17 protein-coding genes are annotated in these 20,433 nt (G+C 59.9%); 10 read left to right on the top strand and 7 right to left on the bottom strand.

Annotated elements, in window-relative coordinates:
• Positions 1-3 precede the first annotated feature (3 nt).
• Positions 4-1,743 carry a PTS fructose-like transporter subunit IIB gene (locus K0F75_RS13320; RefSeq protein WP_219062320.1) on the top strand — a complete coding sequence of 580 codons (1,740 nt, stop codon included), beginning with the start codon at positions 4-6 and terminating at the stop codon, positions 1,741-1,743.
• Between the two features lie 274 nt (positions 1,744-2,017).
• Positions 2,018-2,959, top strand: coding sequence for an AEC family transporter (locus tag K0F75_RS13315; protein ID WP_219062319.1), 942 nt, complete (start codon positions 2,018-2,020; stop codon positions 2,957-2,959).
• Here the strand turns inward: K0F75_RS13315 and K0F75_RS13310 are convergent.
• From K0F75_RS13310 to gatC, 6 genes are all read right to left on the bottom strand, one after another.
• Positions 2,956-3,336: a carboxymuconolactone decarboxylase family protein gene (locus K0F75_RS13310; RefSeq protein WP_219062318.1), complete on the bottom strand. Its 381-nt coding sequence runs from the start codon at positions 3,334-3,336 to the stop codon at positions 2,956-2,958. The genes K0F75_RS13315 and K0F75_RS13310 overlap by 4 nt on opposite strands.
• Before the next feature lie 10 nt (positions 3,337-3,346).
• Positions 3,347-4,408: a calcium/sodium antiporter gene (locus K0F75_RS13305; RefSeq protein ID WP_219062364.1), complete on the bottom strand. Its 1,062-nt coding sequence runs from the start codon at positions 4,406-4,408 to the stop codon at positions 3,347-3,349.
• A 45-nt stretch (positions 4,409-4,453) separates the two neighbouring features.
• Positions 4,454-4,825: a septal ring lytic transglycosylase RlpA family protein gene (locus tag K0F75_RS13300; RefSeq protein ID WP_219062317.1), complete on the bottom strand. Its 372-nt coding sequence runs from the start codon at positions 4,823-4,825 to the stop codon at positions 4,454-4,456.
• A gap of 103 nt (positions 4,826-4,928) precedes the next feature.
• Positions 4,929-6,374, bottom strand: a complete 1,446-nt coding sequence (gene gatB, locus K0F75_RS13295) for an Asp-tRNA(Asn)/Glu-tRNA(Gln) amidotransferase subunit GatB (protein ID WP_219062316.1) — start codon at positions 6,372-6,374, stop codon at positions 4,929-4,931.
• Positions 6,375-6,522: 148 nt separating this feature from the next.
• The gene (gatA, locus tag K0F75_RS13290; RefSeq protein WP_219062315.1) at positions 6,523-7,974 is read right to left on the bottom strand and encodes an Asp-tRNA(Asn)/Glu-tRNA(Gln) amidotransferase subunit GatA; all 1,452 of its coding nucleotides are present in this window, start codon (positions 7,972-7,974) and stop codon (positions 6,523-6,525) included.
• Positions 7,975-7,989: 15 nt separating this feature from the next.
• Positions 7,990-8,277 carry an Asp-tRNA(Asn)/Glu-tRNA(Gln) amidotransferase subunit GatC gene (gatC, locus tag K0F75_RS13285; protein ID WP_219062314.1) on the bottom strand — a complete coding sequence of 96 codons (288 nt, stop codon included), beginning with the start codon at positions 8,275-8,277 and terminating at the stop codon, positions 7,990-7,992.
• Between the two features lie 209 nt (positions 8,278-8,486).
• Here gatC and mreB point away from each other — a divergent pair, with 209 nt between their 5' ends.
• The 8 genes from mreB (at position 8,487) to tldD (ending at position 19,797) form a co-directional block, all read left to right on the top strand.
• On the top strand, positions 8,487-9,524 hold the full coding sequence (mreB, locus tag K0F75_RS13280) for a rod shape-determining protein MreB (RefSeq protein WP_020292894.1): 1,038 nt from the start codon (positions 8,487-8,489) through the stop codon (positions 9,522-9,524).
• Between the two features lie 235 nt (positions 9,525-9,759).
• Positions 9,760-10,836, top strand: a complete 1,077-nt coding sequence (gene mreC, locus K0F75_RS13275) for a rod shape-determining protein MreC (RefSeq protein ID WP_374028647.1) — start codon at positions 9,760-9,762, stop codon at positions 10,834-10,836.
• Positions 10,836-11,327, top strand: coding sequence for a rod shape-determining protein MreD (mreD, locus tag K0F75_RS13270; protein WP_219062313.1), 492 nt, complete (start codon positions 10,836-10,838; stop codon positions 11,325-11,327). Before mreC ends, mreD begins: the two co-directional genes overlap by 1 nt.
• 100 nt (positions 11,328-11,427) lie before the next feature.
• The gene (locus K0F75_RS13265; RefSeq protein ID WP_219062312.1) at positions 11,428-12,039 is read left to right on the top strand and encodes a nucleoside triphosphate pyrophosphatase; all 612 of its coding nucleotides are present in this window, start codon (positions 11,428-11,430) and stop codon (positions 12,037-12,039) included.
• Entirely contained in the window at positions 12,036-13,493 is a 1,458-nt protein-coding gene (gene rng / locus K0F75_RS13260) for a ribonuclease G (protein WP_219062311.1), read from the top strand. The genes K0F75_RS13265 and rng overlap by 4 nt, the downstream gene beginning before the upstream one ends.
• A 149-nt stretch (positions 13,494-13,642) precedes the next feature.
• Positions 13,643-17,458 carry a YhdP family protein gene (locus tag K0F75_RS13255; protein WP_219062310.1) on the top strand — a complete coding sequence of 1,272 codons (3,816 nt, stop codon included), beginning with the start codon at positions 13,643-13,645 and terminating at the stop codon, positions 17,456-17,458.
• A 45-nt stretch (positions 17,459-17,503) separates the two neighbouring features.
• Positions 17,504-18,355: a carbon-nitrogen hydrolase family protein gene (locus tag K0F75_RS13250; protein ID WP_219062309.1), complete on the top strand. Its 852-nt coding sequence runs from the start codon at positions 17,504-17,506 to the stop codon at positions 18,353-18,355.
• Between the two features lie 2 nt (positions 18,356-18,357).
• Complete coding sequence (gene tldD, locus K0F75_RS13245; protein ID WP_219062308.1) at positions 18,358-19,797, top strand: metalloprotease TldD; 1,440 nt, start codon at positions 18,358-18,360, stop codon at positions 19,795-19,797.
• Between the two features lie 50 nt (positions 19,798-19,847).
• Here tldD and yjgA read toward each other — a convergent pair whose 3' ends face one another.
• Entirely contained in the window at positions 19,848-20,369 is a 522-nt protein-coding gene (gene yjgA, locus K0F75_RS13240; RefSeq protein ID WP_219062307.1) for a ribosome biogenesis factor YjgA, read from the bottom strand.
• Positions 20,370-20,433 lie beyond the last annotated feature (64 nt).

Below are 20,433 nucleotides of genomic sequence, written 5' to 3'. Positions count from 1 at the left end.
GTGATGAAGTTAGCCATTGTTACGGCCTGCCCGAACGGCAAGGTCAGCAGCGTGCTCAGCGCACGGTTGCTGGACGCGGCAGCGCAGCGTCAGGGTTGGAGCACCAACGTTGAAATCCATGATCCGCACACGCCTGGCAATCGTTTATCGCCCGAGGCCGTGGCGGCGGCGGATTGGGTATTGGTCGTCAATACCGGTCCGCTGGACCTGAGCCGGTTTGTCGGCAAGCGTCTGTTCCAGACGTCACCGGCCCAAGCGTTGCAGGATGTCGAAAGCTTTTTGCGCACGGCAGCCGAGCAGGCGACGGTCTATGTCGCCCCGCAAGTGGCGCCAGTGCAAACGGTCGCCAGCACTGGCGCGCAGCCAAAGCTGGTCGCGGTCACTGCTTGCCCGACCGGGGTTGCTCATACCTTTATGGCCGCCGAAGCCATCCAGCAAGCGGCCAAGCGCCTCGGCTACGATCTGCAGGTCGAAACCCAGGGTTCGGTCGGCGCGCGTAACCCACTCAGTGCCCAAGCCATTGCCGAGGCCGACGTGGTGTTGCTGGCGGCGGACATCGAGGTCAACACCGAGCGTTTCGCCGGTAAGCGCATTTATCGTTGCGGCACCGGCATTGCCCTCAAACAGGCTGAGGCCACGCTGAAAAAAGCCTTGGCTGAAGGGCAGGTGGAGTCCTCGGCCGCCGCCGGTCAAGTCGCCCCGAGGCAAGAGAAAACCGGGGTCTATAAGCACCTGCTGACCGGCGTATCGTTCATGCTGCCGATGGTGGTGGCGGGGGGCTTATTGATTGCGCTGTCGTTCGTTTTCGGCATTACCGCGTTCAAGGAACAGGGCACCCTGGCCGCTGCGCTGATGCAGATCGGCGGAGACGCTGCGTTCAAACTGATGGTGCCGTTGCTCGCCGGTTACATCGCCTATTCCATCGCCGACCGTCCAGGCCTGGCACCGGGGATGATCGGCGGGTTGCTCGCCAGCACCCTGGGTGCCGGTTTTATTGGCGGGATCATCGCCGGTTTCCTGGCCGGTTACAGCGCGTGGGCGATCAATCGTTATGCGCGCCTGCCGGCCAGTGTCGAGGCGCTCAAGCCGATTTTGATCATCCCGCTGCTGTCGAGTCTGTTCACCGGGCTGGTGATGATCTACGTGGTCGGCAAGCCGGTGGCGGGCATGCTCGAGGCCTTGACGCATTTCCTCGACAGCATGGGCACGACCAACGCGATCCTGCTCGGTGTGTTGCTCGGCGCGATGATGTGCGTCGACCTGGGCGGGCCGATCAACAAGGCGTCTTACGCGTTCTCGGTCGGGTTGTTGGCGTCGCAGAGTTATGCCCCGATGGCCGCCGCGATGGCGGCGGGCATGGTGCCGCCGATTGGCATGGGGATCGCCAGCTTCATCGCGCGGCACAAGTTTGCACAGAGTGAACGCGAAGCTGGCAAAGCTGCGCTGGTGTTGGGGTTGTGCTTCATCTCCGAAGGCGCGATACCTTTCGCGGCCAAGGACCCGCTGCGGGTGATTCCGGCGAGTGTCGCTGGCGGCGCGCTGACCGGTGCCTTGTCGATGTTTTTCGGCTGCAAACTGATGGCGCCTCACGGTGGCCTGTTTGTCATGCTGATCCCCAACGCGATCAACCATGCGCTGCTGTATTTAGTCGCCATCGTCGCAGGGAGTTTACTGACGGGCGTGGCGTATGCGGTTTTGAAACGGCCGGAAGGGGTGGAAATGGAAGGGGTGCCGGTGGTCTGACGGGTTGTCGATTTCATGTGGGAGATTCCGCCCCATCTTCAATGCACCGCTGTCGTGCAGTTCAAACTGTAGGAGCGCGCTTGCCCGCGATGACCGTAGCAGTCGTAAATCAGCGCGCTCGACTCTACCAGAGAGAACCGTATTCAGCGTTTTTGGACCGCTTCGCGCTCCATCGCGGGCAAGCGCGCTCCTACAAAACGCAAATTCCCTGCGGCTTTAGAACCCTGGCTGGCCTATCATTAGCCACCTAACGACAGGTCAGGGTTTTAACCGCATGCTGGGTATATTTTTTGAAACCCTGAACATCACCGCGCCCGTGTTTGCCATGCTGTTTCTGGGCGTGTTGCTCAAGCGGGTGGGCTGGATCAACGACAGTTTTATCCACACAGCCTCCGCGCTGGTGTTCAACGTCACCATGCCTGCGCTGTTGTTTCTCGGCATTATTCATGCGGATCTGCATGCGGCCTTTCAGCCCAGGCTGCTCGCTTATTTTGTCGTGGCGACGTTGCTGAGTTTTGCCTTGTCCTGGGGGTGGGCGATCTGGCGTTGTCCGCACGAAGATCGCGGGATTTATACCCAGGGCGCCTTTCGCGGGAACAATGGCGTCATCGGCCTGGCCCTGGCTGCCAGCATGTACGGCGACTATGGCATTTCCCTGGGGGCGATTCTCGCTGCGCTGGTGATCCTGTTTTACAACACGCTGTCGACCATCGTGTTGGCGGTCTATAGCCCGGTGATCAAGTCCGACCCGTGGAGTGTGTTCAAAAGCATCCTGTGCAACCCCTTGATCATCAGCGTGCTGGCTGCCGCGCCTTTTGCCTATTTCACTATTGGCTTACCGGGTTGGCTGGAAACGTCCGGCAAGTACTTGGCGCAGATGACTTTGCCGTTGGCATTGATCTGCATTGGCGGCACCTTGTCGCTGGCGGCATTGCGCAAGAGTGGTGACATGGCGGTCAGCGCCAGTCTGGTGAAGATGGTCTGGCTGCCAGTGTTCTGTACCTTGGGTGCCTGGCTGTGCGGTTTTCGCGGGGCGGAGCTGGGGATTCTGTTCCTGTACTTCGGCAGCCCGACCGCTGCGGCCAGCTTTGTCATGGCGCGCGCGGCCAATGGCAATCATGAGCTGGCTGCGGCGATCATCGTCATCACCACCCTGGCGGCGGCGGTGACGACTAACCTCGGCATTTTCATTCTGCAATGGGGCGGTTGGATCTAGTCCGCTTTTTGGTAGGTGTCGATCACTTCCTGCGCCGCGCGAAACGCATCGATCGCCGCCGGTACGCCGGCATACACCGCGCAATGCAGCAGCGCTTCGCGAATTTCTTCGACAGTACAGCCGTTGTTCAACGCGCCGCGCACATGGCCTTTGAGTTCTTGCGGGCATTTGAGCGCGGTGAGGGCGGCGAGGGTGATCAGGCTGCGGGTTTTCAGCGGCAGACCTTCACGGTTCCAGACGCTGCCCCACGCATGTTCGTTGACGAAATCCTGCAACGGTTGGGTGAAGTCGGTGGCGTTGTTCAGCGCCCGGTCGACGAACGCATCACCCATTACCTGGCGGCGCATGTTTACGCCGTTGTTATTGCTGTCAGTCATGGCAATCTCCTCAATGTTGGCGCCGCCAGGCTCGAACCGTGCTGAACGCAAGCAAGGCGGCAAGCAGGGGTAGCACGAAATGAATCATCAGTTTTTCAAGGGTGTCAGCCAGCGGCATGCCGGTGGTGAACGAAATGATATGCAGCCCATAGGCGCCATACAGGGCCAGGAGCAGCAAGCCTTCGGCACGGGTTACCCGCAGACCTGAATAGAACACCGGCAAGCAGAGCGCCGCGACGGCCAGCATGACCGGTATATCGAAATCCAGCGCGTTGGGCGATACCGATAATGGGGTCGGCGCGATCAAGGCGGTCAGGCCGAGGACCCCCAGCAGGTTGAACAGATTACTGCCGATCACGTTGCCGGCGGCAATGTCCCGCTCGCCACGCCACGCGGCGATCAGCGAGGTGGTCAGTGCCGGTAGCGAGGTGCTGACGGCGATCACGGTGAGTCCGATGATCCGTTCGGAGAGGCCCAGATTCTGGGCGATCACCACGGCGGCTTCCACCAGTAAACGTCCGCCGATCACCAGCAAGACCAGACCACAGGCCATTAGCGCCAGACTGCTGAGCCACGGAGCTTTCGTGGGAAGTGCCTCTGTCGGGGCACTGTTCTGCAGATGACTGTGGCGACCGCCTTGCGCGGATCGGCGCAGCAGGATCAACAGATAGATAAAAAGGGCAACCAGCAGGATCGAGCCGTCCAGCGCGCTGAGTTGGCCATTGTATGAGAGGCCGAAGACCAGCAGGCTGGCGCCGATCATCAGCGGAATATCCACGCGCACCAGTTGCCTGGCCACCCGCAGCGGAATGATCAGCGCCGAGAACCCCAGGGTGACCAGGATGTTGAAGATATTGCTGCCGATCACGCTGCCCACGGCGATGTCGGGGCTGTCGGAAAAGGCCGCTTGCAGGCTGACCGCCATCTGCGGGGCGCTGCTGCCCAGTGCGACCACGGTCAGGCCAATGATGAGCGGGCGGACCTTAAGGCTGGCGGCCAGGCGCACGGCGGCGCGTACCGACAGCTCGGCACCGATCACCAGCAGGAGCAAGCCACCAAACAGCTGAAGCAGGCTTGGCAGCGGAAGCGTCGATAGCTCGAGAATTCAGATCACCCTTCAGTCGCTCAAGGTTTGCACGCGCACCCGCGTTACACCGCTGTGCAGCATACCCAGTTGTGCAGCGGCTTTGCGTGACAAATCAATCAAGCGGCCCCGGGTATGCGGGCCACGGTCGTTGATGCGCACTACGACGGTCTTGTCGTTGTCCAGGTCGGTGACCAATACCCGCGTGCCGAAAGGCAGTTCGCGATGGGCGGCGGTCAGGGCGTTTTGATCGAAGCGTTCACCACTGGCGGTACGTTTGCCTTGATGTTTGGCGCCGTAATAGCTGGCGCCACCGACTTCGTTGTAACCGCGTGGGTCGATGTCATGGCTGGCGCAACCGGCCAGGAGAGTAAGCAGTGCACAAGCGCTGAAGAGCCGCCACATGGATTTGGGTCCTTCATGTTGAGCAGATTTGGGATCGACACAAACCCCCTGATACAGGAACTGACGCTTAGCAGACACGTCAGTTCCTGTCGGGGCCGATGTATCAGCCTTCGAGCTTGCTTTTGAGCAACTCGTTCACTTGTTGTGGGTTGGCTTTGCCCTTGGATACCTTCATTGCCTGACCGACGAAGAAACCGAACATTTTGCCGCGTTTGGCTTCATCCGCGGCGCGGTACTGTTCGACCTGTTCGGCGTTGGCGGCCAGCATCTCGTCCAGCATCGACTCAATGGCGCCGCTGTCAGTGACTTGTTTCAGGCCGCGTTGGGCAATAACCTCGTCAGCGCTGCCTTCACCGTTGGCCATGGCCTCGAACACCATTTTGGCGATTTTGCCGGAGATGGTGTTGTCGGTAATGCGCAGCAACATGCCGCCCAACTGCTCAGCACTGACCGGTGCCTGCTCGATTTCCAGGCCCAGTTTGTTCAACAGGCTGCCCAGTTCGACCATGACCCAGTTGGCCGCCAGCTTGGCGTCGCCGCCGATGCTGACTACTTTTTCGAAGTAATCGGCTTGCTCGCGGCTCGACGCCAGCACGCTCGCGTCATAGGCCGACAGACCGAATTGCGCCTGGAAGCGTTCGCGCTTTTGCGGCGGCAGTTCAGGCAGGGTGGCGCGCACCTCAACCAGGAACGCGTCCTCGATCACCACGGGCAGCAGGTCTGGATCGGGGAAGTAACGGTAGTCGTTGGCTTCTTCCTTGCTGCGCATGGAGCGGGTTTCGTCTTTGCTCGGGTCGTACAGGCGGGTTTGCTGGATGACCCGGCCGCCGTCTTCGATCAGCTCGATCTGGCGTTGCACTTCGGTGTTGATCGCCTTCTCGATGAAGCGGAACGAGTTGACGTTCTTGATCTCGCAACGCGTGCCGTATTCGACCTGGCCCATTGGCCGGATCGAGACGTTACAGTCGCAGCGCAGCGAACCTTCGGCCATGTTGCCATCGCAGATGCCCAGGTAACGAACCAGCGCGTGGATCGCCTTGACGTAAGCCACGGCTTCCTTGGCGGTACGCATGTCCGGCTCGGACACGATTTCCAGCAAGGGCGTGCCCGCGCGGTTGAGGTCGATCCCGGTCATGCCGCTGAAGTCTTCATGCAGGCTTTTGCCCGCATCTTCTTCCAGGTGCGCGCGGGTAATGCCTACCCGTTTAACCGTGCCGTCTTCCAGCGTGATGTCCAGGTGGCCCTTGCCGACGATCGGCAATTCCATCTGGCTGATCTGGTAGCCCTTGGGCAAGTCCGGGTAGAAGTAGTTCTTGCGCGAGAATACGTTGTGCTGACCGATCTCGGCATCAATCGCCAGACCGAACTTGACCGCCATGCGCACCGCTTCTTCGTTCAGCACCGGCAACACGCCTGGCATGCCCAGGTCGATCAGGCTGGCCTGGGTGTTGGGCTCAGAGCCGAACGTGGTGCTGCTGCCGGAGAAAATCTTCGATTGGGTGGCGAGCTGGGTATGAATCTCCAGCCCGATCACAACTTCCCATTGCATGTTCATTCCTCAAAAAATGCCAGGGAGATTTGAAAGTGTAGCGAGCGACGGTAAGACAAGGCGGAAACTGGCGAGCAAGCGGAGTTGACTGTAGTCAATGAGCATTGCGGGCCAGTTTTCAACGCAGTATTACCGAGCGCAGCAGCTTTCAAAATCCCTGGGGGGCGCGGGTGTGCCAGTCAGTGACTTGCTGGTACTGATGCGCGACGTTGAGCAGGCGGCCTTCCTGGAAATACGGGGCGAGCAGTTGCACGCCGACCGGCAGGCCCTCGACGAAACCGGCAGGCATGGACAAGCCCGGCAAGCCCGCGAGGTTGGCGGTAATGGTGTAGAAATCTTCCAGATAGGCAGAAATCGGGTCGTTGTTCTTGGCGCCGATTTTCCAGGCCGGGTTAGGCGTGGTCGGGCCGAGGATCACGTCGACTTCAGCAAACGCGCTCATGAAGTCGTTCTTGATCAGGCGTCGAATTTTCTGCGCTTGCAGGTAATAAGCGTCGTAGTAACCGGCCGACAGTGCGTAAGCACCGACCAGGATCCGCCGCTGAACTTCCGGGCCGAAGCCTTCGGCGCGTGAGCGCTTGTACAGATCGGTCAGGTCTTTCGGGTCTTCGCAGCGATAGCCAAACCGCACGCCGTCGAAGCGCGAGAGGTTGGAGGATGCTTCCGCCGGGGCGATCACGTAATAGGCCGGGATCCCGTGTTGCAGGTTCGGCAGGCTGACTTCCTTGACCACGGCACCGAGCTTTTCCAGCTCCTTGACGCTTTCAAGCACCAGCTCGGCGATGCGCGGGTCGAGACCCGCGCCGAAGTATTCTTTCGGGATGCCGATGCGCAGGCCTTGCAGCGAGGCATTGAGGCTGGCGGAGTAATCCGGCACAGGCTCGTCGATGCTGGTCGAGTCCTTTGGATCGAAACCGGCCATGCCTTGCAGGAGCAGGGCGCAGTCTTCCGCGTTACGAGCCAGCGGGCCTGCCTGATCGAGGCTGGAGGCATAAGCGATCATGCCCCAGCGCGAAACGCGACCGTACGTCGGTTTCAGGCCGGTGAGGTTGGTCAGTGCTGCCGGTTGGCGAATCGATCCGCCGGTGTCAGTGCCCGTTGCAGCAGGTATCAGACGAGCGGCAACGGCTGCTGCCGAACCACCGGACGAACCGCCGGGAACGTATTCGAGGTTCCACGGGTTTTTCACCGGGCCGTAGTAGCTCGATTCATTGGCAGAACCCATGGCGAATTCGTCCATGTTGGTCTTGCCCAGCGTGACAGTGCCGGCAGCCGCGAGCTTGGCAACAACGGTCGCGTCGTACGGCGATGTGAAGTTGTCGAGCATCTTCGAGCCGCAGCTGGTGCGTACGCCTTCAGTGCAAAACAGGTCTTTATGCGCCAGTGGCACGCCCAGCAGAGGGCCGTTCTCACCGGCTGCGCGACGGGCATCGGCGGCTTGCGCCTGGCTGATCGCCAGCACTTCGGTCTGCGTGATGAAGCTATTGAGCTGCGGGTCGAGCTGGGCTATACGCGCCAGCAGAACCCGGGTCAATTCTTCGGAAGAAAACTTTTTGTCGGCGAGTCCGCGGGCGATCTCGGCCAGAGTCAATTGATGCATTGCAGGCTCTTTCCCTTACTCGATGACTTTCGGAACCAGATACAGGCCTTTTTCGACCGCTGGTGCGATGGCTTGGTAAGTCTCGCGATTATTTCGCTCTGTCACGACGTCCGCGCGCAGACGTTGAGAGGCCTCCAGCGGGTGCGCAAGGGGCTCTATACCGCTGGTATCGACGGCCTGCATCTGGCTGACCAGTTCAAGGATACTATTAAGTGCTTCGGTAGTACGCGGGATATCGGCGTCATTGAGGCCCAGTCGAGCCAAATGAGCGATTTTTTCCACGTCGGAGCGTTCAAGCGCCATGGGATTCTCCAGTGGAAGGCAAACGGATGTCATCCGTGTGGTAGATTGTCGGAACACTATCGCATTTCTACGGTCATAAGGCCGCGAACGTCTAGGGTCGTGCTCGGAAAAACAGCCAATTTAACATATTGGCTCCTTGCCCAAAATCCCTGTCGTTGTTAGAGTTTGCCGCACTTTTTTACCCACGCGTTGCCTAGGGTCCCTTTCCCATGTTCAAGAAACTGCGTGGCATGTTTTCCAGCGATCTGTCTATCGACCTGGGCACTGCCAACACCCTTATTTACGTGCGTGAGCGCGGTATCGTTCTGAATGAACCGTCGGTTGTGGCCATTCGCACCCACGGCAACCAGAAGAGCGTCGTTGCTGTCGGGATGGAGGCCAAGCGTATGCTGGGCCGGACTCCAGGCAACATTGCAGCTATTCGCCCAATGAAAGACGGCGTTATTGCCGATTTCAGCGTGTGTGAAAAAATGCTGCAGTACTTCATCAACAAAGTTCACGAAAACAGCTTTCTGCAGCCCAGCCCTCGTGTGCTGATCTGCGTACCGTGCAAATCCACTCAGGTGGAGCGCCGGGCGATCCGTGAATCAGCCCTGGGTGCCGGTGCACGCGAAGTATTTCTGATCGAAGAGCCAATGGCTGCGGCAATCGGTGCAGGCCTGCCGGTTGAAGAAGCTCGCGGTTCGATGGTGGTCGATATCGGTGGTGGTACCACTGAAATCGCGCTGATCTCCCTCAACGGTGTGGTGTATGCCGAGTCCGTACGTGTGGGCGGCGACCGTTTCGACGAAGCGATCATCACCTATGTGCGTCGTAACTACGGCAGCCTGATCGGCGAATCGACTGCAGAGCGTATCAAGCAGGAAATCGGTACGGCCTACCCGGGCGGCGAAGTACGTGAAGTCGACGTACGTGGTCGTAACCTGGCCGAAGGCGTTCCACGTGCCTTCACCCTGAACTCCAACGAAGTGCTTGAAGCACTGCAGGAGTCCTTGGCGACTATCGTTCAGGCGGTAAAAAGCGCCCTGGAACAATCGCCGCCAGAACTGGCTTCCGATATCGCCGAGCGCGGTCTGGTACTGACCGGCGGTGGCGCGTTGCTGCGTGACCTGGACAAACTGCTGGCTCAGGAAACCGGTTTGCCGGTGATCGTTGCTGAAGACCCGCTGACCTGCGTTGCTCGTGGCGGTGGTCGCGCCCTGGAAATGATGGATAAGCACACCATGGATCTGCTCTCCAGCGAATAAGTTCGCCGGACGACTCTCCATGCGGCCCCGTTTACAGGTAGCACTCAGCAGTGCTACCTGTATGCGTTGGGCTGACGCCAACATTTGGTGTCCAACTTCTCAATCTGCGTCCAGGCCGGTTCCATGCCGAATAAGCACAACCCGATGAAGCTCAATCCAGCAAAAACATGCCTGGGAGGAGCGGCCTATTAAACCGCTTTTTGCAAAAGGTCCCTCTCTGGGCGTGCGCCTGTTGGTGCTGGTGGTGTTGTCGGTTGCGCTGATGGTGGTGGATGCCCGCTTCACGGTGCTCAAGCCCGTTCGCAGTCAGATGTCACTGGTGTTGATGCAGTCGTACTGGATCGCTGATCTACCACAGCGCCTGTACCAGGGTGTCGCCAGCCAGTTCGGCAGTCGTACCGAGCTGATCGCCGAAAACGAAAAACTCAAGACTGAAGCCTTGCTCCTGCAAGGGCGCCTGCAAAAACTGGCGGCCTTGACCGAGCAGAACGTACGTCTGCGCGAGTTGCTCAACTCTTCCGCACTGGTCAATGAAAAGGTCGAAGTGGCCGAGTTGATCGGCATGGACCCCAACCCCTTCACGCATCGCATTATCATCAACAAAGGCGAGCACGATGGTGTAGTCCTTGGTCAGCCGGTACTCGATGCCCGTGGCTTGATGGGGCAGGTGGTCGAACTGATGCCCTACACCTCGCGGGTTCTGCTGCTGACGGACACCACCCACAGCATTCCTGTGCAGGTCAATCGCAACGGCCTGCGTGCCATTGCCAGCGGCACCGGCAACCCGGAACGTCTGGAATTACGCCACGTTGCCGACACCGCTGATATCAAGGAAGGCGATTTGCTGGTGAGTTCCGGCCTCGGTCAGCGCTTCCCGGCAGGTTATCCGGTGGCGACGGTCAAAGAAGTGATTCATGACTCCGGTCAGCCGTTCGCCATCGTGCGTGCGGTGCCGACCGCTGCGCTGAATCGCAGCCGTTACCTGTTGCTGGTGTTCAGTGATAGCCGCTCGCCCGAGCAGCGCGCCGCTGACGCCGCGCAAGCCCAGGAAGCGATCGATCGGCAGGCAGCCGACCCTGCCGCAACCCCAGCCAATCCTGCCGCAGCCCATGCACCTGCTGCTGCGCCGACGACCCCGGCGACTACGCACGCAAATCCTGCGTCCGCTGTGCCGTCCCGTGTGCCTGCGACACCTGCACCCGCAGCGACTGCCACTCGTTCACCTGCAACCGCAGTGTCGAAACCGGTCGCCAAGCCCGCTACGTCCAAGCCACCGGCCGCCGCGCCTGCTACCCCTCGGGAGAGGCAATAATGGTTAATCTCGCCCGTGCAAAAAACGGCTGGGTGGTCTGGTTCACTTTCGCGGTCGGTTTGCTGCTGAGTGTTTCACCACTGCCGCAGTTCATGGAAATCTTTCGCCCGCTATGGCTGGCACTGCTGTTGGCTTTCTGGGCATTGGCGTTGCCGCACAAAATCGGCATGACCACCGCCTGGCTGCTCGGTCTGGCCGAGGACGTGCTGTACGGCACCTTGCTGGGGCAGAACGCGCTGATCCTGACCCTGATTACCTTCCTTGTGTTGTCGTTGCAGCAGCGCTTGCGCATGTTCCCGATGTGGCAACAAAGCCTGGTGATTCTGGTGATTTTCGGTCTGGCGCAGTTGGCTCAGCTCTGGCTCAGCGCGTTGACCGGCAATCGTCAGCCGACGCTTGCGCTGGTGTTGCCTGCGCTGGTCAGTGCGTTGTTGTGGCCGTGGGTGAGTTATGGCCTGCGAGGTTTGCGTAACCGCTTGAGTATCAATTAGGCGAATTCACATTCGCCTGACGTTTCGTCCCGCGGCATTTTTTGCATAGCGCGTATTGCAGAGTGGCAACGCCCACGATCACTGACAGGGAGATGTCCTTATGCCCCCGCTCTATCTGGCTTCTGGCTCGCCCCGTCGCCGTGAACTGCTGACGCAGATCGGCGTGCCTTTTACTTCGCTCAGTGCACAGATCGATGAGACCCCTTTGCCCGACGAGGGCCCGACGACCTATGTCGAACGGCTTGCGCGGGGCAAAGCCGAGGCCGGTCTGGCATTGCTGGCAGTCAGCGAAGAGGCTTCCAGCCCTTGCGTGATCGGTGCTGACACCGCCGTGGTGCTCGATGGGAAAATCCTTGGCAAGCCGGTCGACGAAGCCGATGCCCTGGCGATGTTGAGCGCCTTGTCCAACCGTGAACACGAAGTCTTGACCGCCATCGCTGTCATCAACAACCAGCGTTGCGAAACCCGTGTGGTCCGCAGCCTGGTGCGCTTTCGCTCGATTCAGATTGAGGAAGCCAAGGCCTACTGGGCCAGCGGTGAGCCACACGACAAAGCGGGCGGTTACGCGATTCAGGGGTTGGCGGCTATTTTTGTCGCTGATCTGCGCGGTAGCTATTCGGCGGTGGTCGGATTGCCGTTGTGCGAAACCGCAGAACTGCTCGGCCATTTCGGCATACCCTGTTGGCAACGCCTGGAAGGTAATAAGCCATGAGTGAAGAGATTCTTATCAACATCACGCCGATGGAGTCGCGCGTGGCCGTGGTTGAGAACGGTGTGCTGCAGGAGGTCCACGTCGAGCGGACCCAGCGTCGCGGCATCGTCGGCAATATTTACAAAGGCAAAGTCGTACGGGTGCTGCCCGGCATGCAAGCGGCCTTCATCAACATCGGTCTGGACCGTGCGGCGTTCATTCATGCGTCGGAAATTTCCATGCGCGAAGGTCCGGCCGTCGAAAGCATCAGCGCGCTGGTGCACGAAGGCCAGAGCCTGGTGGTGCAGGTCACCAAAGACCCGATTGGCAGCAAAGGCGCGCGTCTGACCACGCAATTGTCGATCCCGTCGCGCTATCTGGTGTACATGCCCAAAACCTCCCACGTCGGGATCTCCCTGAAAATCGAAAACGAAGCCGAGCGCGAGCGTCTTAAAAAGGTGGTCACCGATTGCGTTGCGCTGGAAGGCATCAAGGAGGCCGGTGGCTTTATCCTGCGCACAGCAGCTGAAGGCGCTGGCGCGGATGAAATCCTGATGGATATCCGCTATCTGCGCCGTCTTTGGGATCAGATCGGCGAGCAGATCAAGACCGTTGGCGCCCCCAGCGTTATTTATGAAGACCTGGGCCTGGCCCTGCGCACCCTGCGGGATTTGGTAAGCCCGCGCATCGAGAAGATCCGTATCGATTCACGCGAGACCTTCCAGCGGACCACCCAATTTGTCGCCGAGCTGATGCCGGAAATCGCTGATCGCCTGGAGCATTACCCGGGGGAACGGCCAATTTTCGACCTGTACGGTGTCGAAGATGAAATCCAGAAAGCCCTGGACCGCAAAGTGCCACTCAAATCCGGCGGGTATCTGGTCATCGATCCAGCCGAAGCGATGAGCACCATCGACGTGAATACCGGGGCGTTCGTCGGTCATCGAAACCTCGAAGAGACCATCTTCAAGACCAACCTGGAAGCGGCCACGGCGATTGCCCGTCAATTGCGCCTGCGCAATCTGGGCGGGATCATCATCATCGACTTCATCGACATGGAGGACGGCGAGCACCAACGCCAGGTTCTGCGTACGCTGGAGAAACAACTGGAGCGTGATCACGCCAAAACCAACATCATCGGTATTACCGAGTTGGGCCTGGTGCAGATGACCCGCAAGCGCACCCGCGAAAGCCTTGAACAAGTGCTGTGCGAGCCTTGCAGCAGTTGCCAGGGGCGCGGCAAGTTGAAGACGCCCGAGACGGTCTGTTACGAAATTTTCCGAGAAATATTGCGCGAAGCCCGCGCTTATCAAGCGGAAGGCTATCGTGTATTAGCCAATCAGAAAGTCGTGGACCGTTTGCTCGATGAAGAGTCGGGCAACGTTGCCGAGCTGGAAGGTTTTATCGGCCGCACCATTCGTTTTCAGGTCGAGACCATGTATTCCCAAGAGCAATACGACGTGGTGTTGCTCTAACCAGCCAACCATCCGTCAGCTTCAGTACTAATGGCAGGACGCCTTCTAATGAGAACTCTGCGTGGCAAATGAGCAATTCCTGGCCCCATCGATGACTGCACGGCCGCGCCGCCTGCACGCGCAGCCTTCAGCCTTGAGGGCCAGCTGACATGGAGCGTCTGACGCGTTTTCTCGCCGCCTTGACTCGCTGGAGTCTGGGCGTGTGCGCCTTGGGTTTAGTGTTGACGGCGCTGTACGTCAGCCTCGGCCGACAGCTGGTGCCCTTGGTGGCCGAGTACCGTGGCGAAGTTGAAACCGAGGCCCGCGCCGCGCTGAATATGCCGCTGAGTATTGGCAGCCTCGAAGGCCGCTGGCACGGTTTTACCCCAACACTGCTGGCCCACGATGTGATGGTGGGCGAGGGCGCCCGTGCCCTGCGTCTGGACAATGTGCGGGCTGTACCTGACATCTGGGCCAGTCTGTTGGCCCGCGAGGTGCGCATCGCTCACCTGGAGTTCAATGGCCTGCAACTGAGCCTCAAAGAAGACAAGGAGGGTCATTGGGCGCTTCAGGGCTTGCCGGTCCAGGACGATAAGCCCTTCGACCCGGAACACGTATTGACCCAGATGCAGGCGGTTGCCGAACTGTCGTTGCTCGACAGTCAGATCACCTTTCAGCCTTACGAACAGGCGCCGTCGACCCTCACATACGTCAGCTTCAGTTTGCGCACTGGGAGCAGCAGTCAACGCCTGGACGCGCGTTTGACCTTGCCTGATGGTCAGCCGATGGCGCTCAACCTGCGCTCACGGGTGCAGGCGGAAAACTGGCGTGATGGCGAGGCCGATGTCTACCTGAGCCTGCCGCAGAGTGACTGGGCGCGCTGGTTGCCGGCCAGCCTGACCCGGCAATGGACGGTCTCCACACTCAAGGCTGGCGGTGAATTCTGGCTGACCTGGGGCAAAGGCACGCTGCAAAGTGCTGTGGCGCGAGTCAATGCCCCGCTGTTGAAAGGGGTCTATGCCGCCCGCAAGGCGACGAAAATCGATAATCTGGCGCTCAACGCCTGGTTCCAGCGCGGTAACAATGGTTTCAGCCTGTCGTTCGAGTCATTGGCCATGAACCTTGGCGACAAACGTTGGGAAAGCCGCATCCAGCTCAAACAGCAGGATGCGACCCCGGACGTTGAAGAGCTTTGGCATGTGCAGGCCGATCGCCTGGACCTGACGCCGATCACCCCGATACTCGATTCCCTGGCGCCATTGCCGGACGCGCTCATGACGGTGCTCGACAACCTGAAAGTCACGGGTGGATTGCGCAACGTATTGCTCGATTACCGGCCACAAGCCGTGGGTGACAAACGTCTCAGCTTTGCGGCCAATCTGGACAAGGTCGGCTTCAATGCTTATCACGGCGCACCGGCGGCCGGCAATGTCAGCGGCAGCATCAGCGGTGATCTGGGGGAGGGCGAACTGCGCCTGGCCACGGATGACTTCATGCTGCATTTGTACCCGATCTTCACGCATCCCTGGCAATACCGAAAGGCTAACGCCCGGCTGACCTGGAAGCTGGATGAGCAGGGTTTCACCCTGATTGCCCCCTACATTCAGGTGTTGGGCGACGAAGGAAAAATCGCCAGCGACTTTCTGATCCGCCTGCATTTCGATCACACCCAGGAAGATTACATGGACCTGCGGGTCGGTATGGTCGAGGGCGACGGTCGTTACACCGCCAAGTACCTGCCTGCCGTGCTCAGCCCTGCGCTGGACGGATGGCTGCGCACCGCGATCCTGGGGGGCGCGGTGGATCAGGGGTTCTTCCAGTATCAAGGCTCGCTCAGAAGCGACGCAACGGACGCCGCGCGCAGCATCAGTCTGTTTTTCAAGGTGCACGACGCTTCGCTGGCCTTCCAGCCTGGCTGGCCGCAGCTCAATGGCGTGGACGGGGATGTATTCGTCGAGGACAGCGGCGTCCGCATCAAAGCGAGCAAGGGCAAGCTTCTGGATACCCAGGTCAGCAATGTTCTGGTCAATATTCCGCATGTGGCTAACGGGCAAGTCAGTCACTTGCTGGTCGACGGTGATTTCGTCGGTGGTTTGGGTGATGGCCTGAAGATTCTTCAGGAGGCTCCCATCGGCACGGCCGATATGTTCGCGGGCTGGCAAGGCGACGGTTCGTTGCAGGGCAAGCTGAAGCTGGACATACCCTTGGCCAAAGGCGAAGGGCAGAAAATTGCAGTGGACTTCAACACCGACGCTGCACGCTTGAAACTGAGCGAGCCGCCGCTGGAGTTGACGCAGCTCAAGGGGGCATTCCGTTTCGACAACGCCAAGGGCTTGAGCGGCAGCGGCATACGCGCCCAAGCGTTCGAACGGCCGATTACCGCACAGATTTATGCGGAAGGAAGGCCGGGGGCGATCACAACCCGGATCGTCGCCAATGGCCAGGTCGCGCTGAAGAAACTCACCGATTGGCTAGGCGAGACTCAGCCGTTGCCAGTGTTCGGTGATCTGCCGTATCAGGTGCAGGTCACCCTTGACGGGGCTGACAGTCAGCTGCGGGTCAACTCTAACCTCAAAGGGTTGGCCGTCGATCTGCCTGCGCCCTTTGGCAAGGCGGCGGGTGACGTGCGCGAGAGTGAGTTTCGCATGACCTTGCGTGGGTCTGACCGGCGTTACTGGGCCACTTACGACGCCTTGGCTAATCTGGCATTCGTGGCGCCAGGCGGCAATATCGCAGAAGGCCGGGGCGAGCTGTTTCTCGGCACGGACGCTGCGGTCCTGCCTGACCCTAAAGGTTTAAGAGTACGCGGGGCACTCTCCGAGCTGGACATCGCGCCATGGAAAACCATGGTCGAGCGCTATGCCGGCAATGATCCTGGCGGCAGCGCCAAGCAGTTACTGCGCAGCGCGAACCTGCAGATCGGAAAATTGAGTGCGCTGGGCGCCACGCTCGATCAGGTCGATGTGCAACTCAATCGAAAAGACGCCTCCTGGTCTTTGGCGGTCGACAGCGCCTTGCTCAAGGGCACGGCCAACCTGCCCGACGCAAAAACAGCCCCCATTGGTATCGACCTTCTCTACGTGCGTTTGCCTGCGCCTGATCCCAGTGCCGCGGTGGTAGAGAATGGCAAGGACCCACTGGTCGATGTCGATCCACGGCAAATTCCGGCGATGGATATCAAGGTCTCTCAGCTGTTCCAGGGCGATCAGTTGGTCGGAGCGTGGGCGCTCAAAGCCAGGCCAACCGCTACGGGTGTCCGGCTTTCCGATTTGAATCTGGGTCTCAAGGGGATGTTGTTACAGGGCGACGGTGGCTGGGAAGGCGCGCCGGGATCGACCAGCAGTTGGTACAAGGGCCGTGTCGGCGGCAAGAACCTTGCGGATGTATTGAAGGCCTGGGGGTTTGCACCGACCGTGACCAGCGATACGTTCGAGCTGAACGCCGACGGCCGTTGGCCCGGTTCGCCGGCCTGGATAGGGGTCAAGCGTTACTCGGGCAGCCTGGATGCGACGCTTCGTTCCGGTCAGTTCGTTGAAGTGGAAGGGGGCGCACAAGCGCTGAGGGTGTTCGGTCTGCTCAACTTCAACTCCATCGGCCGTCGTTTGCGCCTGGATTTCTCGGACTTGCTCGGCAAGGGCCTGAGTTACGACCGGGTCAAAGGGCTGTTGGTCTCCAGCGACGGGGTGTATGTGACCCGAAACCCGATCACCCTGACCGGGCCGTCGAGCAATCTTGAGCTCGAGGGCACGCTGGACATGGTCAACGACCGGGTCGATGCCAAGCTTCTGGTGACATTGCCGGTGACCAATAACTTGCCGATCGCGGCGTTACTCATTGGCGCACCGGCCATTGGTGGTGCCTTGTTCCTGGTCGACAAACTGCTGGGTGACCGCGTGGCGCGATTCGCCAGCGTGCAATACCGCGTTGAAGGCCCATGGAAAGAACCCAAGATCACCTTCGACAAACCCTTTGAAAAACCTCAATAGCGCGCCATGGAGTACAGTGGTGGCATGTCTTGTCCGGAGCGCGCCATGTCTTTTGCTGTAGTTCAAATGGTCAGCCAGAGCGATGTCCTGGCCAATCTGGCTCAGGCTCGCCGCTTGCTTGAACAGGCTGCCGAGTCCGGCGCGCGCCTTGCGGTGCTCCCGGAAAACTTTGCTGCCATGGGCCGTCGCGACGTTGCCGATATCGGTCGCGCCGAGGCTCAAGGCCAGGGTCCGATCCTGCCATGGTTGAAACTGACCGCTCGCGACCTCAAATTATGGATAGTGGCTGGCACGTTACCGCTACCACCGGCTGATCGGCCGCAGGGCAAAGTCACCGCGTGTTCATTGCTGATCGATGAGCACGGCGAGCAAGTGGCGCGCTATGACAAGCTGCATTTGTTCGATGTGGACGTGGCCGACAACCGGGGTCGTTATCGGGAATCGGATGATTACGCCTACGGTGACAACGTTGTGGTTGCCGATACGCCGGTGGGGCGTCTGGGTTTGAGCGTGTGTTACGACCTGCGTTTCCCTGAGTTGTATAGCGCGCTACGCGAAGCGGGCGCGCAATTGATCACTGCACCGTCGGCCTTCACTGCCGTCACCGGCGCCGCGCATTGGGACATTCTAATTCGGGCGCGTGCGATAGAGACCCAGTGCTATGTGCTGGCGGCGGCGCAAGGGGGTATGCACCCCGGCCCAAGGGAAACCTACGGGCATGCCGCGATCATCGATCCTTGGGGGCGCGTGCTGGCTGAGCAGGCCCAGGGCGAAGCGGTGCTGCTGGCCGAACGTGATAGCGATGAACAGGCGTCCATACGGGCGCGGATGCCGGTGTCTGATCACCGGCGATTTTTTTCGCGGGACGCATTGCGGCCTGCGCACACCTCGGAGTGAATATGAGCGACTTGTCCTCTGTCAGCGAACACCTTTTAGCGCCTGGCGGCCTGAGCCTCGACAGCTTGCAGTCGGTGCTGGGCGAGCTGGCTGGCCCCGGGATCGACGCGGCTGACCTGTATTTTCAAGGGCAGATTTCCGAGTCCTGGTCGTTGGAAGACGGCATCGTCAAGGAAGGCAGTTTCAACCTCGATCAGGGCGTCGGTGTACGGGCGCAATCGGGTGAGAAAACCGGATTTGCCTACAGCAATGCGATTACCCCTGAGGCATTGAGCCTTGCCGCACGCGCTGCCCGTTCGATTTCCCGCGCCGGGCAGGAAGGCCGGGTGCAAGCATTTACCACGCAGGATGTGGCCCAGTTGTATGCGCCGGACAACCCGCTGGACGTGATGACGCGCGCGGAAAAGGTCGAGCTGCTCAAGCGCGTCGACGTTGCCACGCGAGCATTGGATGCACGTATTCAGCAGGTCACGGTCAGCATGGCCGGGGTGTGGGAGCGGATTCTGATCGCGTCCACCGATGGCAGCCTGGCGGCGGATGTGCGTCCGCTGGTACGTTTTAATGTCAGCGTCATCGTCGAGCAGAATGGCCGACGCGAACGAGGCGGGCATGGCGGTGGCGGGCGCACCGATTACCGGTATTTCCTCACGGAGGACCGTGCCATGGGCTATGCCCGTGAAGCGTTACGTCAGGCGTTGGTGAATCTTGAAGCAATCCCTGCACCTGCTGGCACGTTGCCAGTGGTGCTTGGTTCCGGCTGGTCCGGCGTACTGTTGCACGAAGCGGTCGGCCATGGCCTTGAAGGCGATTTCAACCGCAAAGGCAGCTCGGCATATAGCGGGCGAATGGGTGAAATGGTGGCGTCCAAGCTGTGCACGATTGTCGATGACGGCACGTTGGCCGGTCGTCGAGGTTCGTTGACGGTGGACGATGAAGGCACGCCGACCCACTGCACCACGCTGATCGAAAACGGCGTGCTCAAGGGTTACATGCAGGACAAGCTCAACGCTCGATTGATGGGTGTGGCGCGTACCGGTAACGGTCGTCGCGAGTCCTATGCGCACCTGCCGATGCCCCGCATGACCAACACTTACATGCTGGCTGGGCAAAGCGACCCTGAGGAAATCATCGCGTCGGTGAAGAGGGGTATCTACTGCGCCAACCTCGGCGGCGGTCAGGTGGATATCACCAGCGGCAAATTCGTGTTTTCGACCAGTGAGGCCTATTTGATCGAAGACGGCAAAATCACTGCGCCGGTCAAAGGGGCGACCTTGATCGGTAACGGGCCTGAGGCCATGAGTCGGGTGTCGATGGTCGGTAACGACCTGGCGCTGGACAGCGGCGTGGGCACCTGCGGCAAGGACGGTCAGTCAGTGCCAGTAGGCGTCGGTCAGCCGACCTTGAAGATCGATGCGATCACGGTAGGCGGTACGGGTTCCTGAAAGACTGCACCGAATGAATCGCAGGGTGCGACTCATTCGGTACTTGAACACTAGCGCAGGCCGCGCTTCATGTCGTCCAGGTCGCGGATGTACTTGAACAGTTTGCGGCTGGCAGCAGGTGGCTTGCTTTGGGCAAGTTCGTGCTGGGCCTGGCGTATAAGCGAACGCAGTTGCTGACGATCCGCTTCCGGATAGTCGCCGACAAACTTCTCGAGTACGTCGTCGGTGCCTGTGATCAAGCGATCACGCCAGCGTTCCAGACCGTGAAAACGTTCGTTGTATTGGCGAGTGGAGGCATCAAGTTGATCAAGCAACACCAAAATGGCGTCCAGGTCTTGATCGCGCATCAGCTTGCCGATGAACAGGATATGCCGTTTACGCGCAATGTTTGCGGTGTGCTTGGGCGCTTCGGCCAAGGCCCGGCGCAACGCGTCGGTCAAGGGCAGTTTCGCCAGCAAGTCAGGCTTGAGTGTTGTCAGGCGCTCGCCAAGGTCAACCAGAGCATGAAGCTCGCGTTTGACCTGAGTTTTGCTTTTACCCTCATCGAGGGAGTCGTCGTAAGAATCAACCATGGGGGCAGTCCGCTAATAAACGCCGCCATGATAACCAGTCAGGGGCCACTTGTCCGGCCCGGTC

It is taken from the genome of Pseudomonas sp. UMAB-08 (assembly GCF_900095225.1).
In the GTDB taxonomy this organism is placed as follows: domain Bacteria; phylum Pseudomonadota; class Gammaproteobacteria; order Pseudomonadales; family Pseudomonadaceae; genus Aquipseudomonas.
This window is presented reverse-complemented; position numbering and strand designations above follow the sequence as displayed.

Bases quoted from the DNA above. Each gene is read 5' to 3' on its own strand.
- K0F75_RS13265 (WP_219062312.1), top strand. From the start codon at position 11,428: ATGCCCCCGCTCTATCTGGCTTCTGGCTCGCCCCGTCGCCGTGAACTG.
- gatA (WP_219062315.1), bottom strand. From the start codon at position 7,974: ATGCATCAATTGACTCTGGCCGAGATCGCCCGCGGACTCGCCGACAAA.
- mreD (WP_219062313.1), top strand. From the start codon at position 10,836: ATGGTTAATCTCGCCCGTGCAAAAAACGGCTGGGTGGTCTGGTTCACT.
- K0F75_RS13300 (WP_219062317.1), bottom strand. From the start codon at position 4,825: ATGTGGCGGCTCTTCAGCGCTTGTGCACTGCTTACTCTCCTGGCCGGT.
- tldD (WP_219062308.1), top strand. From the start codon at position 18,358: ATGAGCGACTTGTCCTCTGTCAGCGAACACCTTTTAGCGCCTGGCGGC.
- gatB (WP_219062316.1), bottom strand. From the start codon at position 6,374: ATGCAATGGGAAGTTGTGATCGGGCTGGAGATTCATACCCAGCTCGCC.
- yjgA (WP_219062307.1), bottom strand. From the start codon at position 20,369: ATGGTTGATTCTTACGACGACTCCCTCGATGAGGGTAAAAGCAAAACT.
- K0F75_RS13255 (WP_219062310.1), top strand. From the start codon at position 13,643: ATGGAGCGTCTGACGCGTTTTCTCGCCGCCTTGACTCGCTGGAGTCTG.
- rng (WP_219062311.1), top strand. From the start codon at position 12,036: ATGAGTGAAGAGATTCTTATCAACATCACGCCGATGGAGTCGCGCGTG.
- K0F75_RS13320 (WP_219062320.1), top strand. From the start codon at position 4: ATGAAGTTAGCCATTGTTACGGCCTGCCCGAACGGCAAGGTCAGCAGC.
- K0F75_RS13310 (WP_219062318.1), bottom strand. From the start codon at position 3,336: ATGACTGACAGCAATAACAACGGCGTAAACATGCGCCGCCAGGTAATG.
- gatC (WP_219062314.1), bottom strand. From the start codon at position 8,277: ATGGCGCTTGAACGCTCCGACGTGGAAAAAATCGCTCATTTGGCTCGA.
- K0F75_RS13315 (WP_219062319.1), top strand. From the start codon at position 2,018: ATGCTGGGTATATTTTTTGAAACCCTGAACATCACCGCGCCCGTGTTT.
- K0F75_RS13250 (WP_219062309.1), top strand. From the start codon at position 17,504: ATGTCTTTTGCTGTAGTTCAAATGGTCAGCCAGAGCGATGTCCTGGCC.
- mreB (WP_020292894.1), top strand. From the start codon at position 8,487: ATGTTCAAGAAACTGCGTGGCATGTTTTCCAGCGATCTGTCTATCGAC.